An 18,922-nucleotide genomic window follows, 5' to 3' on the forward strand; every position below is an offset into this window, starting at 1 on the left:
TGTCGGAGGCCACGTCTATTGTCCGTTGTATGCCGTGGACGCGAGAGCAGGTGCTGGCCGTTGCGCCGGACGAGTCGTCGGTCAAAGCCGGTCAGAAGCTGGCGACCCCGGGGCCGTGGTCGGCGACCGGACACACCGAAGCACTGCTGTGGGGCTCATGCCAAGGGAGTGGCAAGAAGCCGTACCAGGTGAGCATCGATCTCACCGGACCCGCGTACAAGTGCTCGTGCCCGAGCCGAAAGTTCCCGTGCAAACACGCGATCGCACTCCTGCTGCTGTGGTCGACGGGAGCGATCGGCGACGGCGAGGTCGCCGGGTTCGCGGCCGAATGGGCCGATGATCGCGCATCACGGACCGAACGTGCCGCGACGACGGCCGCATCGGCCGATCCCGCGGCGGCGCAGGCTCGCAGGGCCGAGCGGATCGCGAAGATGGATGCGGGCGTCGCCGACTTCGCCCAATGGCTCACCGATCTGGCGCGCGCCGGTCTGGCCGACGCCCTGCGCCGTGCCCCCGACTGGTGGGAGTCGACGGCCGCGCGGCTGGTCGACGCACAACTACCCGGACTCGCCGAACGCGTACGGGACGCCGGCGGCGAGGTGGCCCAGGGGCTCGAGGCCTCCGATCTCCTCGAACGGGTCGGGGTGTGGTGGCTGCTGGTCCAGGCGTGGCGCCGACGCGAGACGCTCGACGCCGCGCGGACCGCCGATCTCGACGCCGCCGTCGGTCTGCCGACCGCGGCCGCCGACGTGCGGGCGGGTGAGACCAGAACGCAGAACTGGACCGTACTCGGCGCACACCGCGACCTGCGCGGACGCCTCGAACAGCAGCGCACCTGGCTGCGCGGCGATGACGGAACCGTCATCGTGCTGCTCGACACCGCGGGTCCCGGGCAGAGCCTCGGCGTCCCGCAGCTCACCGGATCACGGGTCCACGCCGAGGTCGCACTCTATCCGGGGACCGCGCCGCGGCGAGCGTTGTTCGCCACGCCGCCGGAGCCGGTGGGAACCAGCGACCGGTTCGGTCCCGGCGGCACCGTCGACGATGCCCTCGCCGAGGCCGCCGCGGCTCTCGCCGCGGTCCCCTGGCGGGACCGTCACCCGGTCACCGTGAACGACGTCGCCGTGGCCGACGACGCCGAGCATCTCCTCGACGCGGGCGGCGGCGCCCTCCGCCTCACCGACGACACGCCGACTCCACTTCTGCTGGCGGCCACCGGCGGTCGCGCCGCGCAGGTGTTCGGCGAACTCGACGCCGGCCGACTCCGCGTTCTCGCGGTGGCCGCCGACGGCGAGGTGACGGCCCTGTGACCGCCGCCGAGGACACCGCGACCTGGTTCACTGACCTGTTGTCCGCCGCCGTACTCGGCACCGATCGCCGCCCGGCACCCGCTCGGCCCGATGTCATCGGGCCGACGGCCGACGACGACCCCGCCGAAGACCTGCTGCAACAGGCCGCCCTGGCCGCGGCGCTCGTGCGCGGCGGTCGGACCGCCGGAGCGGCGACACCGATGGCCGCGGCCCCTCCGGAGACGTCACCGGTGGCGCCTGCGCGCGCCGTGCAGATTCTGCGGATGCTGCTCGAGACGCCGCCGTCGCCGCGGGAAGCACGGTCCACGCTGATCGTCAGGTGGCTCGACGCCGCGTCCGCGCGGGGCATGCGTGTCCCGCCGACGCTGCTGCCCACGCTCATCGCGGACTCGAGCGACGAGGTGACCGCCGCCCTGCGCTCGGCGTGGGGTGCTCGCGGGGCGTGGTTGGCCGAACCCGACGGAGCCTCGGGCACCCCCGACGCGACGTCCCGGACGTCGCGGGCAGACCTGGAGAAGCAGTGGTCGACGATGCCGGCCCGCGCCAAGCAGGAGGCACTCGAAGCGTTGGGCGTCGGCCTCTCGATGGACGACGAGCCCCTCCTCGAACGCTGCCTCGACGAGCGGTCGGCCCGCGTCCGCGACGCGGCGCGCCTGCTGCTGTCCGAACTGACCTCGAGCCGGTACTCGGCACGAATGGCTGATCGTCTGCGACCGCTGGTCACTCGCCGGACTCCGAGCGTGGCCCGACGACTCACCGCGCTCGTCTCCGACGCTCCGGTCCTGGTCGACGTGCACCCGCCGACGGCCCTCGACGCCGCCGCCGACCGCGACGGGCTGCCCGCCCTCCACAGCGACGCCGATCGGACGAAGGCGCTACGCGCGATCGTCGTCGCGGCGCCGCTGGACACGTGGACGCGACTGCTCGATGCGACACCCGAACGGATCGTCGCCGGGTTGTCCTCCGATGCGACGGTGATCGACGCGATGGCCCGCGCCGCGATCCGGCAGCATGATTCCGCATGGGCCGCGGCGCTCGCGCGATACTCGTCGTCGCCCGGTCTGACCGAGACGATGACACCCGCCGATCGTGAGCGCGAACTGCTGCAACGGCTGCGGTCCGAACCGGACAGGCAGGTACCGCAGGTGCTGTCCCGACTGGACGCTCCGTGGTCGGAGACGATCGCCGACGCCGTCCTCGATCGACTCGCCGCACCGCCCGTCGTACAGAAGGGGCACGCGCAGGGCGTGACCCTGCCGACCGCGTATGCCGTCGCGTTCCCCGCCGCGGCCCTGCCCCGCATCCAGTACATCCTCGACCAGCCTGTTCCCGACGCGGACGCGACGGGTGCCCATTCGATCATCGGCAGCCGCCGTGCACTGCTGCAGGCGGCCACCACCTTCCACGCATTCGACCGTTCCATCCAGGAGGCTTTCGCATGACCGATACAGATCTCGATGCCGCTCGATCAGCGGAAACCGTCGACGATGTCGTCCGGGCGCACGCCGAACAGGCCTTCGCCGATGAACTCGCCGCGCTCGCCGCAGCCGACGACCGCCCCCGTCCGCCGCAGTGGAAGCTGTCGCCGTGGGCGGTGTCGACCTATCTGCTCGGCGGAACACTCGCCGACGGCACCGAGATCAGCCCGAAGTACATCGGCAGCCGCCGACTCATCGAGATCGCCGTCGCCTCGTTGGCCACCGATCGCGCGCTGCTTCTCCTCGGCGTGCCCGGCACCGCCAAATCGTGGGTCAGCGAACACCTGGCGGCCGCGGTCAGCGGCGACTCGACACTCGTGGTCCAGGGCACGGCCGGCACCGGCGAGGAGACCATCCGCTACGGCTGGAACTACGCGAGCCTCCTCGCACACGGTCCCTCGCGCGACGCCCTCGTTCCCGGCCCGGTGATGCGCGCGATGGACACCGGCGCCATCGCCCGCATCGAAGAACTCACCCGGATCCCCGCGGACGTGCAGGACTCGCTCATCACGATCCTGTCGGAGAAGACGCTCCCGGTCCCCGAACTCGACTCGGAGGTCCAGGCACGGCGCGGCTTCAACGTGATCGCCACCGCCAACAACCGCGACAAGGGCGTCAACGATCTCTCGTCGGCGCTGCGACGCCGCTTCACCACCGTCGTGCTTCCGCTGCCGGACTCACTCGACGACGAGGTCGACATCGTCACGCGACGTGTCAGCAGTCTCGGCGCATCCCTCGACCTGCCCGCCGAGCTCGAGTCGCTGAGCGAGATCCGGCGCGTCGTCACGGTGATGCGCGAACTGCGCGGCGGCGTCACCGCCGACGGACGCACCACCATCAAGTCGCCGAGCTCCACCCTGTCGACGGCCGAGGCGATCTCCGTCGTGACGAGCGGTCTGAGCCTGGCCGCGCACTTCGGCGACGGAGTGGTCGGCGCCGACGACGTCGCGGCGGGCCTTCTCGGCGCGGTGGTCAAGGATCCGGTGGGCGACGCCGTCGTCTGGGACGAGTATCTGGAGACCGTGGTCCGCGGTCGCGACGGCTGGGACGATCTGTATCGGGCCTGCCGCGACCTGGGGCCGGCCTCGGAGAAGGCGTGAGCGGACAGTCCACGCCCGGGCTGCACGTCCTCGGCATCCGACACCACGGACCCGGCTCGGCGCGGTCGGTCGCGGCCGCGCTCGACGAGTTGGCCCCGGATCTGGTCTTGGTCGAGGGCCCGCCCGAGCTGACCGCGATCCTGCCGTTCCTCGCCGACGAGGCGACGGCTCCTCCCGTGGCGGGCTTGGCGTACGACGTCGACGAGCCGCGGCGCGCGTCGTTCTACCCGCTCGCGGTGTTCTCCCCCGAATGGGTCGCGACGCGCTGGGCGCTGAGCCGCACCGTCGACGTCGCCTGGATCGACCTGCCCGCGGCCTCGACGGCGGCGATCCGAGCGGCCGTCTCGGACACCGGAGAGTTCACGGAGCCCTCCGACGAGACCGTCACCGATCCGATCGGCGCCCTCGCGGCCGCTGCCGGCTACGACGATCCCGAACGCTGGTGGGAGGACGCCGTCGAACACCGATCGGGCACCGCCGTCGAACGGTTCGCCGACATCACCGAGGCGATCGCCGAACTCCGTCGAGACGAGCCGACGCCCACACCGCTGGTCGACGACGACAAGGTCCTCGACGTGCGGGCCGCGGCGGCGCCGACCGGTGCCGCGATGACCGCGGTCCGCGAGGCCGCGATGCGCAAAGCCGTGCGCACGGCCGTCAAGAACGGCAGCGAGCGGATCGTCGTGGTGTGCGGTGCATGGCACGCGCCCGCCGTCGATCCGGCGCGCGGCCCGTCCGCGGCCGCCGACAACCGCCTCCTGCGCGGACTGCCGAAGACCAAGGTGGCCGCCGCGTGGGTGCCGTGGACGGCCAGTCGGCTGTCGCAGGCGTCCGGCTACGGCGCGGGCGTTCAATCGCCCGGCTGGTACCGACACCTGTACGAGACCGCCGAGCGTGGCGACGATCCGGACGCCGCCGCATCGTCGTGGCTGGTCCGGGTGGCCCGTGAACTCCGCGCGCAGGGGCTCGGGGCGTCCCCCGCCGCGGTGGTCGACGCGACTCGCCTCGCGCGGACCCTCGCCACGCTGCGGGGGCGTCCGCACCCGGGGTTGAGTGAGCTCGACGACGCGGCGCTGACCGTGCTCGCCGACGGCGCCCCGCTGCCGTTGCGGCTGGTCCACGAGAACCTCGTCGTCGGACCGGATCTCGGGGCCGTGCCCGACGACGCGCCGATGATTCCACTGGCCGCCGACCTGGCGAAGCGGCAACGCGCGTGCCGACTGAAACCGGCCGCCACCGCCAAGACCGTCACCCTGGATCTGCGGACCGACGCCGGTCGCACCCGGTCGACGCTTCTGCACCGACTGGTGTTGCTCGGAATCGATTGGGGCACGACCGTCGACGTCGGACGGACCACCGGAACGTTCAAGGAGGCGTGGCAGCTCGCCTGGGACCCGGCACTGTCGGTGGCCGTCGTCGAGGCGGGTATGCACGGCACCACGGTGGAGTCGGCCGCCGCCGCGAAGGTCGCCTCCGTCGCCCGCGACGCGACATCGTTGGCGACGCTGTCCGAGCTGGTCGACGCGTGTCTGCTCGCCGACCTTCCCACCGGCGATGTGGTCGCTGTGCTCGCCGACCGCGCCGCCACGCACGCCGAGGTGTCCGAGTTGCTCGGCGCCGTCGAACCGCTGGCTCGGGTGTGCCGGTACGGGAACGTCCGCGATGTCGACACCGCCGAGGTCCGGGCCGTGCTGGAGACGACCGCCGTCCGCGCCGCGGTCGGACTGCCCCCGGCGGCGGTCGCACTCGCCGACGACGCCGCGCTGACGTTGCGGGAGGCGATCGAGTCGGCGCACCGCGGCCTGATGCTCCTCGCCGATCCCGGACTCTCGCAGCAGTGGTTCCGCGCGCTGGCCGAGGTCTCGGTGCGGGACACCACGCCCGGCCTCATCGCGGGCCGCGCGACCCGCATGCTCGCCGACGCGGGGCGGATCGACCGCGACGTCGTCGAGGTCCGGATGAGTCGAGCCCTGTCGACGGCGTCCGATCCGGCCGACGGCGCGGGCTGGCTCGACGGCTTCCTCGCGGGCGATGCAATGATTCTGATCCACGACAGCGCATTGCTCGGCGTCGTCGACCGGTGGCTCGCAGCGGTTTCGACGGAGGTCTTCGACGACCTGATTCCGCTGCTGCGACGGACGTTCGCCGAATTCACCAAGGCCGAACGACGCAACATCGGCCAGGCGTTGACTCGCCGATCCGACGACACGACCCGATACGAATTCGATGTGCGACGCGCCGAACCCGCGATGGCCGCTGTCGCAGACCTCATCGGATGGGAGAGGCCATGACCGACACCGACGAACGATCACTCGACCGACTCACCCGCTGGCGGCTGGTCCTCGGCGGCGACGAGGCCGACGGCATCGGCATCGCGCGGTCGGCGTTGTCGGAGGCCGACGCCGGCCGCGACACCGTGCTGACCGATCTGTACGACGCACCCCGTCGCGGCGGTCTGGGCGGATCCAAACCGCGGGTGTCGCGCTGGCTCGGCGACATCCGAACCTACTTCCCGTCATCGGTCGTCAAAGTGATGCAGTCGGACGCGATGGAACGACTCGGACTGCGGCAACTGCTCCTGGAACCGGAGATGCTCGAGTCCGTCCAGCCGGACGTGCATCTGGCGACGACGCTGATCGGGCTGTCGTCGGTGATGGACGAGTCGACCAAGGAGACGGCGCGCACCGTGGTCCGGATGGTCACCGACGAATTGGAGAAACGGCTCCGGAGCGCGACCGTACAGGCCGTGACCGGCGCACTGGACCGGTCGGCGCGCACCTCCCGACCGCGGCACGGCGACATCGACTGGAATCGGACGATCGCCGCGAATCTGCGTCACTACCAAGCGGAGTACCGGACGGTGGTCCCGGAGAAGCTCGTCGGCTACGCACGACGACGCTCGCAGGTCCAACGCGAGATCATTCTCGCCATCGACCAGTCCGGATCGATGGCCGAGTCCGTGGCGTTCGCGAGCGTGTTCGGCGCCGTCCTCGCGTCGCTGCCGTCGGTGTCGACGCGGCTCGTGGTGTTCGATACGAACGTCGTGGATCTGACGGACGATCTGGATGATCCGGTCGACGTGCTGTTCGGCGTGCAGCTCGGCGGCGGCACCGACATCAACCGGGCCGTCGCCTACTGCCAGGGCCACATCACGAAGCCGACCGAGACGATCATGATCCTGATCAGCGACCTGTACGAAGGCGGCGTGGCCGACGAACTGCTGGAGCGCTCACGGGCGATCGCCGACTCCGGCGCCACGATGATCGCTCTTCTGGCCCTCTCGGACTCGGGCGCGCCGTCGTTCGACGCCGAGCTGGCCGGCGAACTGTCGGCGATCGGCGTCCCGTCGTTCGCCTGCACACCGGATCTGTTCCCGGATCTGATGGCCGCGGCGATCGAAGGCCGCGACGTCGAAGAATGGGCTTCTGGGAACGACATCGTGACGCACTAGCGTGTGAGCGTCGCCGTCAGTCCCGATCCTCGGTCGGATCCAGTCCGTTGTCGAGAGAGTCCCACATCAGCCGCTCGTTGCCGTCGGACTCGGTCGTCTCGCCGCGGGCGGCGCGCTCACGCTCGGCGAACACCTTGCGCTCCAACTCTTCGCGACGGGCGGCGGGCGAGGTGTACTTCGACGACATGCCGCCCGCCGCGGCGCCGCGCACGACGAAGACCGCGGCGATCGCGGCGCAGACCGCACCGGCTATCACCACATAGCCGGGCGTCGAGAATGCGAGAACGGCCCGCACGTCATACTTGGGATCCAGATCGATCGCCCGGGCGGCGAACAGATTGTTCGCGCCCTCCCCGATCAGGGAGATCCCGGGGAACACGGACATGATCGCAGCCAGAGCGAGGATCAGGGCCACCAACCACAGCGCCCAGCCGCGGACGGCGAACTGCGCGACGACACCCGCGACGAACAGCAGCGCGACCGCCACCAGCCACGGACTCCAGTCCGAACCGTGGACGTCGAACGAGCGGGGCTCCCCGAGACCGTCCTCGGCGATCACCTCGGCCCATCGCATCCGCGACGAGATCCACAGCAGCAGCGCGGCCGCGATCAGGAACAGCGAAGCGATCCCCTGCCGTCGTCGGCCGATCGATTTCGCCGCGGCCGCCAGTTCTCCGTCGGATGCGGTCATGCCCGGTCTCCTTCTGTGCCCACCCGCGTCACGGTACCCGCGGCGGCGACCGCGTTCAGGACCGCGGTGGCCTTGTTGCGGGCCTCGTTGAACTCGTATTCGGCGTCGCTGTCGGCGACCACACCGCCGCCCGCCTGCACGTAGGCGGTGCCGCCGGACATGAGCGCGGTGCGGATCGCGATGGCCGTGTCCGCATCGCCCGCGAAGTCGAGGTAGCCGACGATCCCGCCGTAGGTGCCGCGTCGAGTGAGCTCGTGCTCCTCGATGATCTGCATCGCGCGGACCTTCGGGGCGCCGGTCAGGGTGCCCGCCGGGAAACACGCGGTGACCGCGTCGAGCGCCTGTTTGTCCTCGCGCAGCCGCCCGGAGACCGTCGACACCAGGTGCATCACGTGGCTGTAGCGCTCCACGCGACGGTAGTCGGTGACGCGGACGGTGCCCGGTTCGCAGACCCGTCCGAGATCGTTGCGGCCGAGGTCGACGAGCATCAGGTGCTCGGAGTTCTCCTTCTCGTCCTCCAGGAGTCCCTTGGCCAGGAGTCGGTCCTCCTCCTCGGTGGAGCCGCGCCACCGGGTGCCCGCGATCGGATGCGTCGTGGCGACGCCGTCGGCGACGGTGACCAGGGCCTCCGGCGACGATCCGACGATGGTGAACGGATCGCGGTCGACGCCGGGGATTCGGACCAGATACATGTACGGGCTCGGATTCGAGGCGCGTAGCACGCGATACACGTCGATCGGGTCGGCGTCGGTGTCGATGGAGAAGCGCTGCGACGGCACCACCTGGAACGCCTCACCGGCGTGGATCGCCTCGACGACCTCGTCGACGATCACCCGGTACTCGTCCAGGGTCCGCTGCGAGGCGTAGTCGGGTGTCGGCCGCTCGAACGTCGACACGGTCGACGGCGCCGACGCGGCCAAGGCCGCCGTCATCTCGTCGAGGCGGCGCACCGCGTCGGCGTACGCCTCCTCGGCACGGTCGGCCGAACCGTCCCAGTTGATCGCATTGGCGATCAGCGTGATGCTGCCCTCGTGGTGATCGAACGCGGCGAGCTCGGAGGTCAGCAGCCAGAACATGTCCGGCAGACCGAGATCGTCGTCGACGAGCGACGGTATCCGCTCCAGTCGTCGCACGAAGTCGTACGCCATGAATCCGACGAAGCCGCCGGTCAGCGGCGGCATGCCGGCAAGCGCCTCGGTCTGCAGGAGACGCAGCGATTCGGCGAGTGCGGTCAGCGGGTCGCCGCCGACCGGCGCACCCGCCGGGACGGCCCCCCACCAGTGCGCTTCGTCGTCGGAGACGGTCAGACCCGTCGAGCCCGAGCCGATGAACGACCAGCGCGACCACGACTGACCGTTGGGCGCCGATTCGAGGAGGAACGTGGCGTCCCGGTCGCCCGCCAGCTTGCGGTACGCCGACAGCGGTGTCTCCGAGTCGGCGAGCACCTTGCGAGTGACCGGCACGACGCGGTGATCGGCGGCCAGGTCGAGGAACTCCGCCAGGGAGGTGGTACCGGTGCTCATCCGAGCGGTTCCCCGCCGACGCCCCACTGCGTGCGCGGGATCTCGGTGATCGTCACCCACACCGAATCGGGGTTCTTGCCCGTCGCCTTCGCATAGGCGTCGGTGACCGCGGCGATCGTCTCGCGCTTCACGGCGTCCGACAGTCCCTGCGTCTGCGAGATCTGGATCAACGGCATGTCAACGTCCTTCCTGGTCGGTGATGTCGACCGAGTCGGTGAACTCGAGCGGCTCGGTGTCGAAACAGCTGTGGTTGCCGGTGTGGCAGGCGGGACCGATCTGATCGACGATGAGCAGCAGTGCGTCGCCGTCGCAGTCCAGGCGCACGTCGTGGACGTACTGGGTGTGTCCGCTCGTCTCGCCCTTGACCCAGTACTGCTGCCGCGACCGCGAGTAGTAGGTGCCCTTGCGGGTGGCCAGAGTGCGTTCGAGCGCTTCGTCGTCCATCCACGCGAGCATCAGGACGGTACCGGTCTCACGCTCCTGCGCGATGGCCGCGAACAGTCCGTCCGGTCCGCGCTTGAGTTTGGCGGCGAGTTCTTCGGGCAATGCCATGATGGGTCCTCGAGAATGGGTGGGAATCAGCGGACGACGATGCCGTCGGCGCGCATCGCGTCCTTGACCTGGCCGATCGTCAGATCGCCGAAGTGGAACACCGACGCGGCCAGGACGGCGTCGGCGCCCGCGCGAACGGCGGGCGCGAAATCGGCCGCCTCGCCGGCACCGCCCGACGCGATCACCGGGATGGTGACCGCCGCGCGAACGGCTTCGATCATCCGCAGGTCGAAACCGTCCTTGGTGCCGTCGGCGTCCATCGAGTTGAGCAGGATCTCGCCGACGCCGAGTTCGGCACCGCGACGCGCCCACGCGACGGCGTCGATGCCGGTTCCGCGGCGGCCGCCGTGCGTGGTGACTTCCCATCCCGAGGGAACGGACGACTCCACGCCGCGTTCATCGGGCACCGTCCGTGCGTCGACCGACAGCACGATGCACTGCGAGCCGAAACGGCGACTCATCTCGTCGAGTACTTCGGGGCGCGCGATGGCCGCGGTGTTGACGCTGACCTTGTCCGCACCCGCGCGCAGCATCGTATCGACGTCGTCGACCGTGCGGATGCCGCCGCCGACGGTCAGCGGGATGAAGATCTGGTCGGCGGTGCGTCGGACCACGTCGATCATGGTCGAGCGTCCCGAACTCGACGCGGTGACGTCGAGGAAGGTCAGTTCGTCGGCGCCCTCGGCGTCGTACCTCGCGGCCAGTTCGACGGGGTCGCCGGCGTCGCGCAGATTCGCGAAGTTGACGCCCTTCACCACCCGGCCGTCGTCGACGTCCAGGCATGGGATGACGCGTACCGCGACACTCACTGATCCACCTTGCTTTCGTCTGTCTCGTCATCGTCGGCCACACCGCTGTCGGCGATGACCTGGAGGAGTTCTTCGTGCAGTCGCGGTCCGCCGGTCACCAGCGACGCCGAGCCCACCCGCCACGGCTCGCCGTGGACGTCGGTCGCCACGCCGCCCGCGGCCCGGACGAGCGCCGCACCGGCGGCGTTGTCCCACGCGTGATAGCTGAACGAGACCGCGCCGCCGAAGATTCCCGCCGCGACGTACGCCATGTCGGTTCCCGTCGATCCGGTCATCCGCAACCGCCGCGCGCGATGGCTGAGCGCACCGTACAGTTCGGCTCGGCCCGCGCCCGGATAGCGGCCGCCCGAGCGCACGTTGAACGCGCCGCAGCCGATCACCGCCGTCGTCAACGGCGTCGGCGGCAGCGGATCGGCGGCCACGCCGTTCGCGGTGAATCCGCCGCCGACCACACCCGCGTACCGCTGGTTCAACAACGGCAGGCGCGTCAATCCGAGCACCGGCTCGCCGTCGACGGCCAGCGCCAGCAGCATCGCGGCGAGCGGAAGACCGACCGAGTAGTTGTACGTACCGTCGATCGGATCGAGGATCCATACCGGGCCGGAGTCGGCGGGCGGACCGCCGAACTCCTCACCGTGCACGCCTATCCCGGTCCGGTCCTGCAGTTCGAGCGCGATCCGACGTTCGAGCGACAGGTCGACCTCGGTCGCGAAGTCGTCGCCGGACTTGCCGACCGCACGCGGGGCGCCGAGACCGTCGGAGAACGTCTGCTCGACCGAGTCGAGCACGCGCTCGGCCGCCGCGAGCAGACGCGGCAAGTCGAGATCGGCGCGAGGGGGCATGGCGCTCACTTCGTCGCGGACACCGCCGCCAGGGCGTCGGGCAGGGTGAACCGACCCGCGTAGAGGGCCTTGCCGATGATGGCGCCCTCCACTCCGAGATCGGTGAGTTCGGCGATCGCGACGAGATCGGCGATCGTCGACACGCCTCCGGAGGCGACGACGGGGGCGTCGGTGGCGCGCGCGACCTGCGCGAGGAGGTCCAGGTTCGGTCCGGTCAGGGTGCCGTCCTTGCTGACATCGGTCACGACGTACCGCGCACAGCCGTCGTTGTTCAACCGCTCCAGGGTGGCCCAGAGGTCGCCGCCGTCGGTGACCCAGCCGCGACCGCGCACCCGCCACGAGCCGTTCTCCCGCAGCACGTCGAGACCGACCGCGATCTTGTCTCCGTGCTCGGCGATCGCCCGCGCACACCACTGCGGGTTCTCGATGGCCGCGGTGCCGAGATTGACACGGGTCGCGCCGGTGGCGAGGGCCGCGGCGAGGGTCCCATCGTCGCGGATCCCGCCGGAGAGCTCCACATGGATGTCGAGTTCGCTCGCCACCTCGGCGAGGAGCGCACGGTTGTCGCCGCGACCGAAGGCCGCATCGAGATCGACCAGGTGCACCCACCGCGCACCGCCCGCCTGCCAGGCCCGTGCGGCGTCGCGCGGCGACCCGTACGAGGTCTCCGATCCGGCTTCGCCCTGCACCAGGCGGACCGCCTGCCCATCGACGACGTCGACCGCAGGCAGCAGCTCCAGAGTGTTACCCATTGCGTTCAGTTCCCGTTTCCTCTTCGCGTGCCGCTGCCGCGGCACGTCGCTCATCGATCTCGGCCTGCACTCCGGCCATCATCCGCCGCGAGACCAGCGCGATCACACCGACGATCGCCACCACCGCGACGAGGGCGACGATCAGCGCCGCCGTCGCCGACACCTGTGCGACGAACAGGATGACGATCGCCGCCACCACGATGACGCCGGTGGCGGCTCCCAATGCATAGGCGACCAGCCGCCCGAACGAGAAGTCGGCCGACGCCGATCGCTTCTTCTCCCCCATCTACAGGCCCTCGATCCAGTTTCTCAGCAGGTGGGCCCCCACGTCGCCGGACTTCTCCGGATGGAACTGGGTCGCCGACAGCGGGCCGTTCTCGACGGCGGCCAGGAACGGCCCCCCGTGATCGGCCCACGTCAGCTTCGGCGGCGCGATCTTCGAGCCGTCGGAGTCCATCTCCCACGACTGCACGCCGTACGAGTGGACGAAGTAGAAGCGCGCGTCGTCGTCGATGCCCGCGAAGAGCGCGGAGTCGTCCGGGGCGTCGACCGAGTTCCATCCCATGTGCGGAAGCACGTCGGCCTGCAAGCGGGTGACCGACCCCGGCCATTCGTCGCAGCCGGGAGTGTCGACACCGAATTCGACGCCTCGGCCGAACAGGATCTGCATGCCGACGCAGATGCCCAGGACCGGTCGGCCGCCGGCGAGACGCCGTCCGATGATCCGTTCACCGCGGACGGCGAGCAGCCCCTCCATGCAGGCGGCGAAGGCGCCGACACCCGGGACCAACAGCCCTTCGGCGTTGAGCGCGGTGTCGAAGTCGGCGGTGATCTCCACTTCGGCGCCCGCGCGTTCCAGAGCGCGCTGTGCGGATCGGAGATTGCCCGACCCGTAATCGAGGAGCGCGACCTTCCGGGTCACCGTGCCCTCCCCTTCGTCGCGCACCTCGTCGTCGCTGCGATCACAGGGTCCCCTTCGTCGACGGCACGCCGCTCACCCGCGGATCCGGCTCGACGGCCTCTCGCAGAGCGCGGGCGACGGCCTTGAACTCGGCCTCGGTGATGTGGTGCTGGTCGCGACCGTACAGGACGCGAACGTGCAGGGCGATGCGCGCATTGAGCGCTATCGACTCGAAGACGTGGCGGTTGATCACCGTCGAATACGACGAGTACGGGCGTTCCCCGCCGGAGTAGCCGCCGATGGTGGCGGTGAGCAGGTGCTCGGGCTCGCCGGTGTGCACGATGTAGGGGCGCCCCGAGACGTCGACGATCGCCTGCGCGAGGGTCTCGTCCATCGGGATCCATGCGTCGCCGAAGCGGCGGATCCCCTTCTTGTCGCCGAGCGCCTGCCCGATCGCGGTGCCGAGCACGATCGAGGTGTCCTCGACCGTGTGGTGGGCGTCGATCTCGATGTCGCCCTTCGCGTGCACCGTGAGGTCGAAGCTGCCGTGTGCGCCGAACGCCGTCAGCATGTGGTCGAAGAACGGCACCCCGGTGTCGATGTCGGTGACGCCGGTCCCGTCGAGGTTGATCTCGACGACGATCGACGACTCGCGCGTCGTCCGTTCCACGCGGGCGATGCGGGCCTGGCCTGGCATGGTCACACTCACTGCTTTCGGTCGGTGGCGGCCAGCTTCTCGCTGACGGCCAGGAAGGCGTCGTTCTCGGCGGGCAGTCCAATCGTCGCACGCAGACGCCCCGGAAGGCCGACGTCCCTGATCAGGACGCCGTCGTCGAGGTAACGCTGCCAGGTGGCGGGTGCGTCCGCGAACTCGCCGAAGAGGATGAAGTTGGCATTCGACGGGCTCACGTCGAACCCCATCTCAGTGAGCGCGGCGACGACGCGCTCGCGCTCGGCGACCAGCGCGGTCACCGATCCGAGGGTCTCGGCACTGTGCTGGAGCGCGGCGCGCGCGGCGGCCTGCGTGATCACCGACAGGTGGTACGGCAGGCGGACCAGCAGGAGCGCCTCGATCATGGCCGGAGCGGCCGCGAGGTAACCGAGGCGGCCGCCCGCGAACGCGAACGCCTTGCTCATGGTGCGCGAGACGATCAGCTTGGCACCGTACTCGTCGAGCAGGGTCACGGCGCTCGGCTCGTCGGAGAACTCTGCGTACGCCTCGTCGACGATCACGACGCCGGGTGCGGCGCGCACGATCGCGGCGACGTCGGCGGCGGGCAGGCTCTCTCCCGTCGGGTTGTTCGGCGAGGTCACGAAGACCACGTCGGGCCGGTGCTCGGCGATCGCGGCGATCGCGGCGTCGACGTCGAGTCCGTAGTCGTCCGCGCGGTGCGCGGGAACCCACTCGGTCTGGGTTCCATCGGAGATGATCGGGTGCATCGAGTACGACGGGACGAACCCCATCGCGGTGCGGCCCGGGCCGCCGAACGCCTGCAGGATCTGCTGCAGGATCTCGTTGGATCCGTTCGCGGCCCACAGGTTGTCGACGGTCAGCGACACGCCGGTCGCACGGGACAGATACGCGGCGAGGTCGGTGCGCAGGTCGATCGCATCGCGGTCCGGGTACCGGTGCAGTTCCTCGGCCGCACTGCCGACCGCTTTCGCGACGTCGTCGACCAGCGCCTGGCTCGGCGGGTGCGGGTTCTCGTTGGTGTTGAGAATCACCGGCACCCGCAGCTGCGGTGCACCGTAGGCCGACTTTCCGCGCAGATCGTCTCGCAGGGGCAGGTCCGCGAGGGTGAATCGCCCGCCGACGCCGGTCGAGCCGTCTCCGCCGGTCGAGTGGCTTCGAGACACGCCGCTCACTGCTCGCCCGCGAATCGTGCGGTCACGGCTTCGCCGTGGGCGGGCAGGTCTTCGGCGTCGGCCAGGGTCACGACGTGACCGGCCACATCGCGCAGAGCGTCGCGGTCGTAGTCGATGACGTGGACGCCGCGCAGGAACGTCTGCACCGACAGACCCGAGGCGTACTTGGCCGAGCCGGTGGTCGGCAGAACGTGGTTCGAGCCCGCGCAGTAGTCGCCGAGGCTGACCGGCGAATAGGCGCCGACGAAGATCGCGCCCGCGCTGGTGATGCGGTCGGCCACCGCGGCCGCGTCGCGTGTCTGGATCTCGAGGTGCTCGGCGGCATAGGCGTCGACGACGGCGACGCCTGCGTCGAGATCGTCGACCAGGACGATGCCCGACTGCTTGCCCTCGAGCGCTTGTGTGACCCGCTCGGTGTGCTTGGTGGCGTTCGCGGCCTGCTGCACGGCCGCGTCGACGGCGTCGGCGAGCGCTTCACTGTCGGTGACCAGCACCGACGCGGCGAGGACGTCGTGTTCGGCCTGGCTCACCATGTCGGAGGCGACGACCGTCGGGTCGGCGGAGTCGTCGGCGAGGATCGCGATCTCGGTGGGCCCGGCCTCGGAGTCGATGCCGACCACCCCGCGGACGAGGCGTTTGGCCGCGGTGACGAAGATGTTGCCGGGGCCGGTGATCAGGTCGACCGGGTCGAGGGTCTCGCCATCGGTGTCGGTGCCGCCGTACGCCAGGAGCGCGATGCCCTGAGCGCCGCCGACCGCCCACACCTCGTCGACGCCGAGCAGCGAGCATGCGGCCAGGATCGTCGGGTGCGGCCACCCGCCGAAGTCGGCCTGCGCGGGCGAGGCGACGACGAGCGAGCCGACGCCGGCCTCCTGGGCGGGAACCACGTTCATGATGACGCTCGACGGGTACACGGCGTTGCCGCCCGGCACGTAGAGGCCGACGCGGCGCACCGGAATCCACTTCTCGGCGACGCTGCCGCCGGGTACCACCTGGGTGACGGTGGTCTGACGTCTCTGCTCGGCGTGAACCATGCGGGCGCGTCGGATCGACTCGTCGAGCGCGGCCGTGACGTCGGCGTCGAGATTCTCGCGGGCGGCGGCGATGACCGCTGCGGGCACGCGCACGCTGGTCGGCCGGATCTTGTCGAACTGTTCGGTGTAGTCGAGCGCAGCCGTGGACCCATGCTCGGCGACCGCTTCGACGACGGGAGTGATGCGAGGCAGCACGGCGTTGACGTCGGTTCCGCCACGAGGCAGCGCGCGACGCAGTTGGCTCAGCGTCGGGACCGTGCCCCGCAGATCGGTGCGGGCGAGCATGTGAATCTCTTTTCTCGATGGATGGTGGGTTCTCACCAGGATATGCGGTGCGCGCAAACTGTTTGCGGGTGGACCGTGGTCGCGGAGACCTCCGCGCGGTGCGCGGGACGGTGCCGGATCGAACCGTCGCCGACGGCTACCCTCGATTCATGCCGACGACCCGCCGTACCGACGCCTCCGTCGAGGATTTCATCGCGGCGGTGCCGAACGCCCGACGACGCGACGACACCGTCGCCGCGGTCCGGCTGATCCGCGACACGATCGGCGAGGACCCCTCGATGTGGGGGCCGTCGATCATCGGATTCGGCGACCGCCCCTACCGCACTGCTGACGGCCGCGAACACGAGTGGTTCGCGGTCGGGCTCTCGCCGCGCCGCCAGGCCCTCACGCTGTACGGTCTCACCGCCGACGGCTCCAACGGCGACCTCCTCGACGGGCTCGGCCCGCACACGACCGGAAAAGGGTGCCTGTACATCGCGCGCCTCGCCGACGTCGACGCATCGGTCCTGACCGAGCTGATCGCGCGGGCGTGGACGTCGTGACGGCGGACCGTCGTGCCGTCAGCTGACCGGATCGTGCGGTCGTCCGACGCGGCGCATCGGGACATGAGGTATCCCGTCCTCTAGGAACTCCGGGCCGTCGGCGACGTAACCCCAGCGGCCGTACATCGACTCGAGGTGCTTCTGTGCGTCGAGGACACTCGGCCGCTCACCGATCTCGGTGACGACGGCGTCGAGGATCGCCCTGGTCAGTCCGGTCCCCCGGAGTTCGTGCCGGGTGCACACGCGACCGATCCGCATCTGCGTGGTGCCATCGGGCAGTTCGTCGACCAGCAGGCGCGCGGTCGCGATCGGACTCCCGTCCGGATCGGCGCACCAGTAGTGCACCGTGCTCGCCTCCGCGTCCCGGCCGTCGATCTCCGGATACGGACAGTTCTGTTCGACGACGAACACGTCGACCCGCAGCTTCAATATCCCGTGCAGCGTGGCTGGATCGAGTTCGACGAGAGGCGCGGAGTGCACGAAGTGAGTCATCGCCGACCATGATGCCCGACGGCCGCGCTCCGGGCCGGGCGTTGTGCACGTCTGCTCACCGCCGGACCCTCCGACGACGCGGGCTCTCCGGCCGATCCGCCCGCGACGATCTCCGACGTCATCGTCCTCGACGAGACTCCCGACCTCGCTCCGACCCCTGCGCGTGCGGAGCGTCGGGCGAGAACGACGTGTATCGCGTGCGTGCGTCGCGACCGGCTCGCCGTCCGCGCGACGCGGACATCGTGGCGGTCGACTGTCCGGACGGTGGTGACGCCACCACCCGACCGAACGCCTGAGCCGCTGTCGGAGGCGGGCGATACGGTCCGATCATCGCTGGAGCACACCCGCTGTCGAGCCGATGAGGAGACCATCGTGAACCGCAGTTCGCCGCCGACGACCGGGCGGTGCGCCGTCTGCGCCAAGGTGTCGTTCACCAGCCGTCAGGCCGCGCGCCGCGCCGCACGTCGGCACAGCACGTTCGACGTGCAGCCGTATCGGTGTCCGGCGGGCAACGGGATCCACCTCGGACATCGCCCGAGTGGCGTGGCCAGGGGCGAGTTGACACGCGGCGAGTTCAACCGAGGCGTCCGTCCGCACCGAACACGGCCCGTCGCCGAAGCCGTCCGCGCCCGGTTCGACGACATCTTCCCACCCGCCGAGCTCAACGCCTTCGGGCCGGACTTCGCCCGCGAGCTCGTTGCCCTGCACGAGGTCCTCGGCGACTGGCCGACCTGGCGACAGTCGCTGCTCCGCTTCGCCTCGAGCGCCGATCATCCGGCCCAGCGACTGCTCACGCCGTCCGCGGGACATCCCCGATACCAGTGGCGTGAAGACTCGACCCGCCTATTGATGGAGGAGCTCCGCGACTTCCGTTGGATCGAGTTCACCGATGCGCCGCGGTCGTTGCGGCCGGGCACTCGCGCGTACTGAACGCGTGATCGCCGGACGCGGAGTGCGCGGGACAGGTCGCCGGGTCAGGATGTCGGGGTCAGGATGTCGTACGCGAGGAGAAGGCTGCGAGCACTCTGGCCGGAATTCAGTCTGTTCGTCGATCCGGCATCGCGACGCGCGGACTGGCGGACCGTCCGCGAGAACGACGGACTGAGCCGCTCGCTGGTCGCGGCATGGCCGACGACCGACATCGTCTGCCACGGCGACGACATGGCGATGAGACACGCCGCGCCACCACGCACGAGGCGCAGAATGCGCGCTGATCGAACTCTTGTGCTATCGAACATGTGAGCGTATGATTTGTGTCACACGTTGTTTGAGAACTACATAGCCGTCGCCCCGC

21 protein-coding genes and 1 pseudogene are annotated in these 18,922 nt (G+C 70.2%); 8 read left to right on the forward strand and 14 right to left on the reverse strand.

Going from position 1 to position 18,922, the window contains the following annotated elements; translation table 11 throughout:
- Positions 1-29: 29 nt before the first annotated feature.
- Genes BKA16_RS16795 through BKA16_RS16815 form a run of 5 tightly spaced genes read left to right on the forward strand, consistent with a single transcriptional unit; the run spans position 30 to position 7,339 of the window.
- A complete protein-coding gene (locus BKA16_RS16795) occupies positions 30-1,310 on the forward strand; it encodes an SWIM zinc finger family protein (protein ID WP_183371750.1) in 1,281 nt (426 codons plus the stop codon).
- Positions 1,307-2,752 (forward strand): DUF5691 domain-containing protein, encoded by a 1,446-nt coding sequence (locus tag BKA16_RS23935; RefSeq protein ID WP_183371751.1) that lies wholly within the window; start codon positions 1,307-1,309, stop codon positions 2,750-2,752. The genes BKA16_RS16795 and BKA16_RS23935 overlap by 4 nt, the downstream gene beginning before the upstream one ends.
- Entirely contained in the window at positions 2,749-3,888 is a 1,140-nt protein-coding gene (locus BKA16_RS16805) for an ATP-binding protein (protein WP_183371752.1), read from the forward strand. The genes BKA16_RS23935 and BKA16_RS16805 overlap by 4 nt, the downstream gene beginning before the upstream one ends.
- A complete protein-coding gene (locus tag BKA16_RS16810) occupies positions 3,885-6,179 on the forward strand; it encodes a DUF5682 family protein (RefSeq protein WP_343067483.1) in 2,295 nt (764 codons plus the stop codon). The genes BKA16_RS16805 and BKA16_RS16810 overlap by 4 nt, the downstream gene beginning before the upstream one ends.
- Positions 6,176-7,339 (forward strand): VWA domain-containing protein, encoded by a 1,164-nt coding sequence (locus BKA16_RS16815; protein ID WP_183371753.1) that lies wholly within the window; start codon positions 6,176-6,178, stop codon positions 7,337-7,339. The genes BKA16_RS16810 and BKA16_RS16815 overlap by 4 nt, the downstream gene beginning before the upstream one ends.
- Before the next feature lie 16 nt (positions 7,340-7,355).
- On the opposite strand, the gene BKA16_RS16820 is transcribed toward BKA16_RS16815, so the two are convergent.
- From BKA16_RS16820 to hisD, 12 genes are read right to left on the reverse strand one after another with little or no spacing between them, the layout of a single operon-like run.
- Positions 7,356-8,030 carry a TIGR02234 family membrane protein gene (locus BKA16_RS16820; protein WP_183371754.1) on the reverse strand — a complete coding sequence of 225 codons (675 nt, stop codon included), beginning with the start codon at positions 8,028-8,030 and terminating at the stop codon, positions 7,356-7,358.
- Complete coding sequence (locus BKA16_RS16825) at positions 8,027-9,553, reverse strand: anthranilate synthase component I (protein WP_221246891.1); 1,527 nt, start codon at positions 9,551-9,553, stop codon at positions 8,027-8,029. Before BKA16_RS16825 ends, BKA16_RS16820 begins: the two co-directional genes overlap by 4 nt.
- Positions 9,550-9,729, reverse strand: a complete 180-nt coding sequence (locus BKA16_RS16830; RefSeq protein WP_183371756.1) for a tautomerase family protein — start codon at positions 9,727-9,729, stop codon at positions 9,550-9,552. Before BKA16_RS16830 ends, BKA16_RS16825 begins: the two co-directional genes overlap by 4 nt.
- 1 nt (position 9,730) lies before the next feature.
- A complete protein-coding gene (gene hisI / locus BKA16_RS16835; protein ID WP_183371757.1) occupies positions 9,731-10,105 on the reverse strand; it encodes a phosphoribosyl-AMP cyclohydrolase in 375 nt (124 codons plus the stop codon).
- A 26-nt stretch (positions 10,106-10,131) separates the two neighbouring features.
- Positions 10,132-10,914 (reverse strand): imidazole glycerol phosphate synthase subunit HisF, encoded by a 783-nt coding sequence (gene hisF, locus BKA16_RS16840; protein ID WP_183371758.1) that lies wholly within the window; start codon positions 10,912-10,914, stop codon positions 10,132-10,134.
- Positions 10,911-11,756, reverse strand: coding sequence for an inositol monophosphatase family protein (locus BKA16_RS16845; protein WP_183373139.1), 846 nt, complete (start codon positions 11,754-11,756; stop codon positions 10,911-10,913). The genes hisF and BKA16_RS16845 overlap by 4 nt, the downstream gene beginning before the upstream one ends.
- Positions 11,757-11,761: 5 nt before the next feature.
- Entirely contained in the window at positions 11,762-12,508 is a 747-nt protein-coding gene (gene priA / locus BKA16_RS16850) for a bifunctional 1-(5-phosphoribosyl)-5-((5-phosphoribosylamino)methylideneamino)imidazole-4-carboxamide isomerase/phosphoribosylanthranilate isomerase PriA (RefSeq protein WP_183371759.1), read from the reverse strand.
- Positions 12,501-12,794 carry a hypothetical protein gene (locus BKA16_RS16855; RefSeq protein ID WP_183371760.1) on the reverse strand — a complete coding sequence of 98 codons (294 nt, stop codon included), beginning with the start codon at positions 12,792-12,794 and terminating at the stop codon, positions 12,501-12,503. Before BKA16_RS16855 ends, priA begins: the two co-directional genes overlap by 8 nt.
- A complete protein-coding gene (gene hisH / locus BKA16_RS16860) occupies positions 12,795-13,430 on the reverse strand; it encodes an imidazole glycerol phosphate synthase subunit HisH (protein WP_183371761.1) in 636 nt (211 codons plus the stop codon).
- A gap of 40 nt (positions 13,431-13,470) precedes the next feature.
- Positions 13,471-14,106 carry an imidazoleglycerol-phosphate dehydratase HisB gene (hisB, locus tag BKA16_RS16865; RefSeq protein WP_183373140.1) on the reverse strand — a complete coding sequence of 212 codons (636 nt, stop codon included), beginning with the start codon at positions 14,104-14,106 and terminating at the stop codon, positions 13,471-13,473.
- An 8-nt stretch (positions 14,107-14,114) separates the two neighbouring features.
- A complete protein-coding gene (locus BKA16_RS16870; protein ID WP_183371762.1) occupies positions 14,115-15,266 on the reverse strand; it encodes a histidinol-phosphate transaminase in 1,152 nt (383 codons plus the stop codon).
- A 5-nt stretch (positions 15,267-15,271) separates the two neighbouring features.
- Entirely contained in the window at positions 15,272-16,594 is a 1,323-nt protein-coding gene (hisD, locus tag BKA16_RS16875; protein WP_183371763.1) for a histidinol dehydrogenase, read from the reverse strand.
- A gap of 149 nt (positions 16,595-16,743) precedes the next feature.
- On the opposite strand from hisD, the gene BKA16_RS16880 reads away from it, so the two are divergent.
- Positions 16,744-17,136: a DUF1801 domain-containing protein gene (locus BKA16_RS16880; protein WP_183371764.1), complete on the forward strand. Its 393-nt coding sequence runs from the start codon at positions 16,744-16,746 to the stop codon at positions 17,134-17,136.
- 18 nt (positions 17,137-17,154) lie between these two features.
- On the opposite strand, the gene BKA16_RS16885 is transcribed toward BKA16_RS16880, so the two are convergent.
- The gene (locus tag BKA16_RS16885) at positions 17,155-17,628 is read right to left on the reverse strand and encodes a GNAT family N-acetyltransferase (RefSeq protein ID WP_183371765.1); all 474 of its coding nucleotides are present in this window, start codon (positions 17,626-17,628) and stop codon (positions 17,155-17,157) included.
- 51 nt (positions 17,629-17,679) lie between these two features.
- On the opposite strand from BKA16_RS16885, the pseudogene BKA16_RS24395 reads away from it, so the two are divergent.
- Together BKA16_RS24395 and BKA16_RS16890 are read left to right on the forward strand one after the other, a co-directional pair.
- A pseudogene (locus tag BKA16_RS24395) lies at positions 17,680-17,727 on the forward strand (hypothetical protein); the annotation flags it as partial.
- 273 nt (positions 17,728-18,000) lie between these two features.
- A complete protein-coding gene (locus tag BKA16_RS16890; RefSeq protein WP_183371766.1) occupies positions 18,001-18,558 on the forward strand; it encodes a hypothetical protein in 558 nt (185 codons plus the stop codon).
- 44 nt (positions 18,559-18,602) lie between these two features.
- Here the strand turns inward: BKA16_RS16890 and BKA16_RS16895 are convergent, their stop codons facing one another.
- Positions 18,603-18,866 (reverse strand): hypothetical protein, encoded by a 264-nt coding sequence (locus BKA16_RS16895; RefSeq protein ID WP_183371767.1) that lies wholly within the window; start codon positions 18,864-18,866, stop codon positions 18,603-18,605.
- Between the last annotated feature and the right edge of the window lie 56 nt (positions 18,867-18,922).

Source organism: Gordonia humi (genome assembly GCF_014197435.1).
GTDB lineage: Bacteria > Actinomycetota > Actinomycetes > Mycobacteriales > Mycobacteriaceae > Gordonia > Gordonia humi.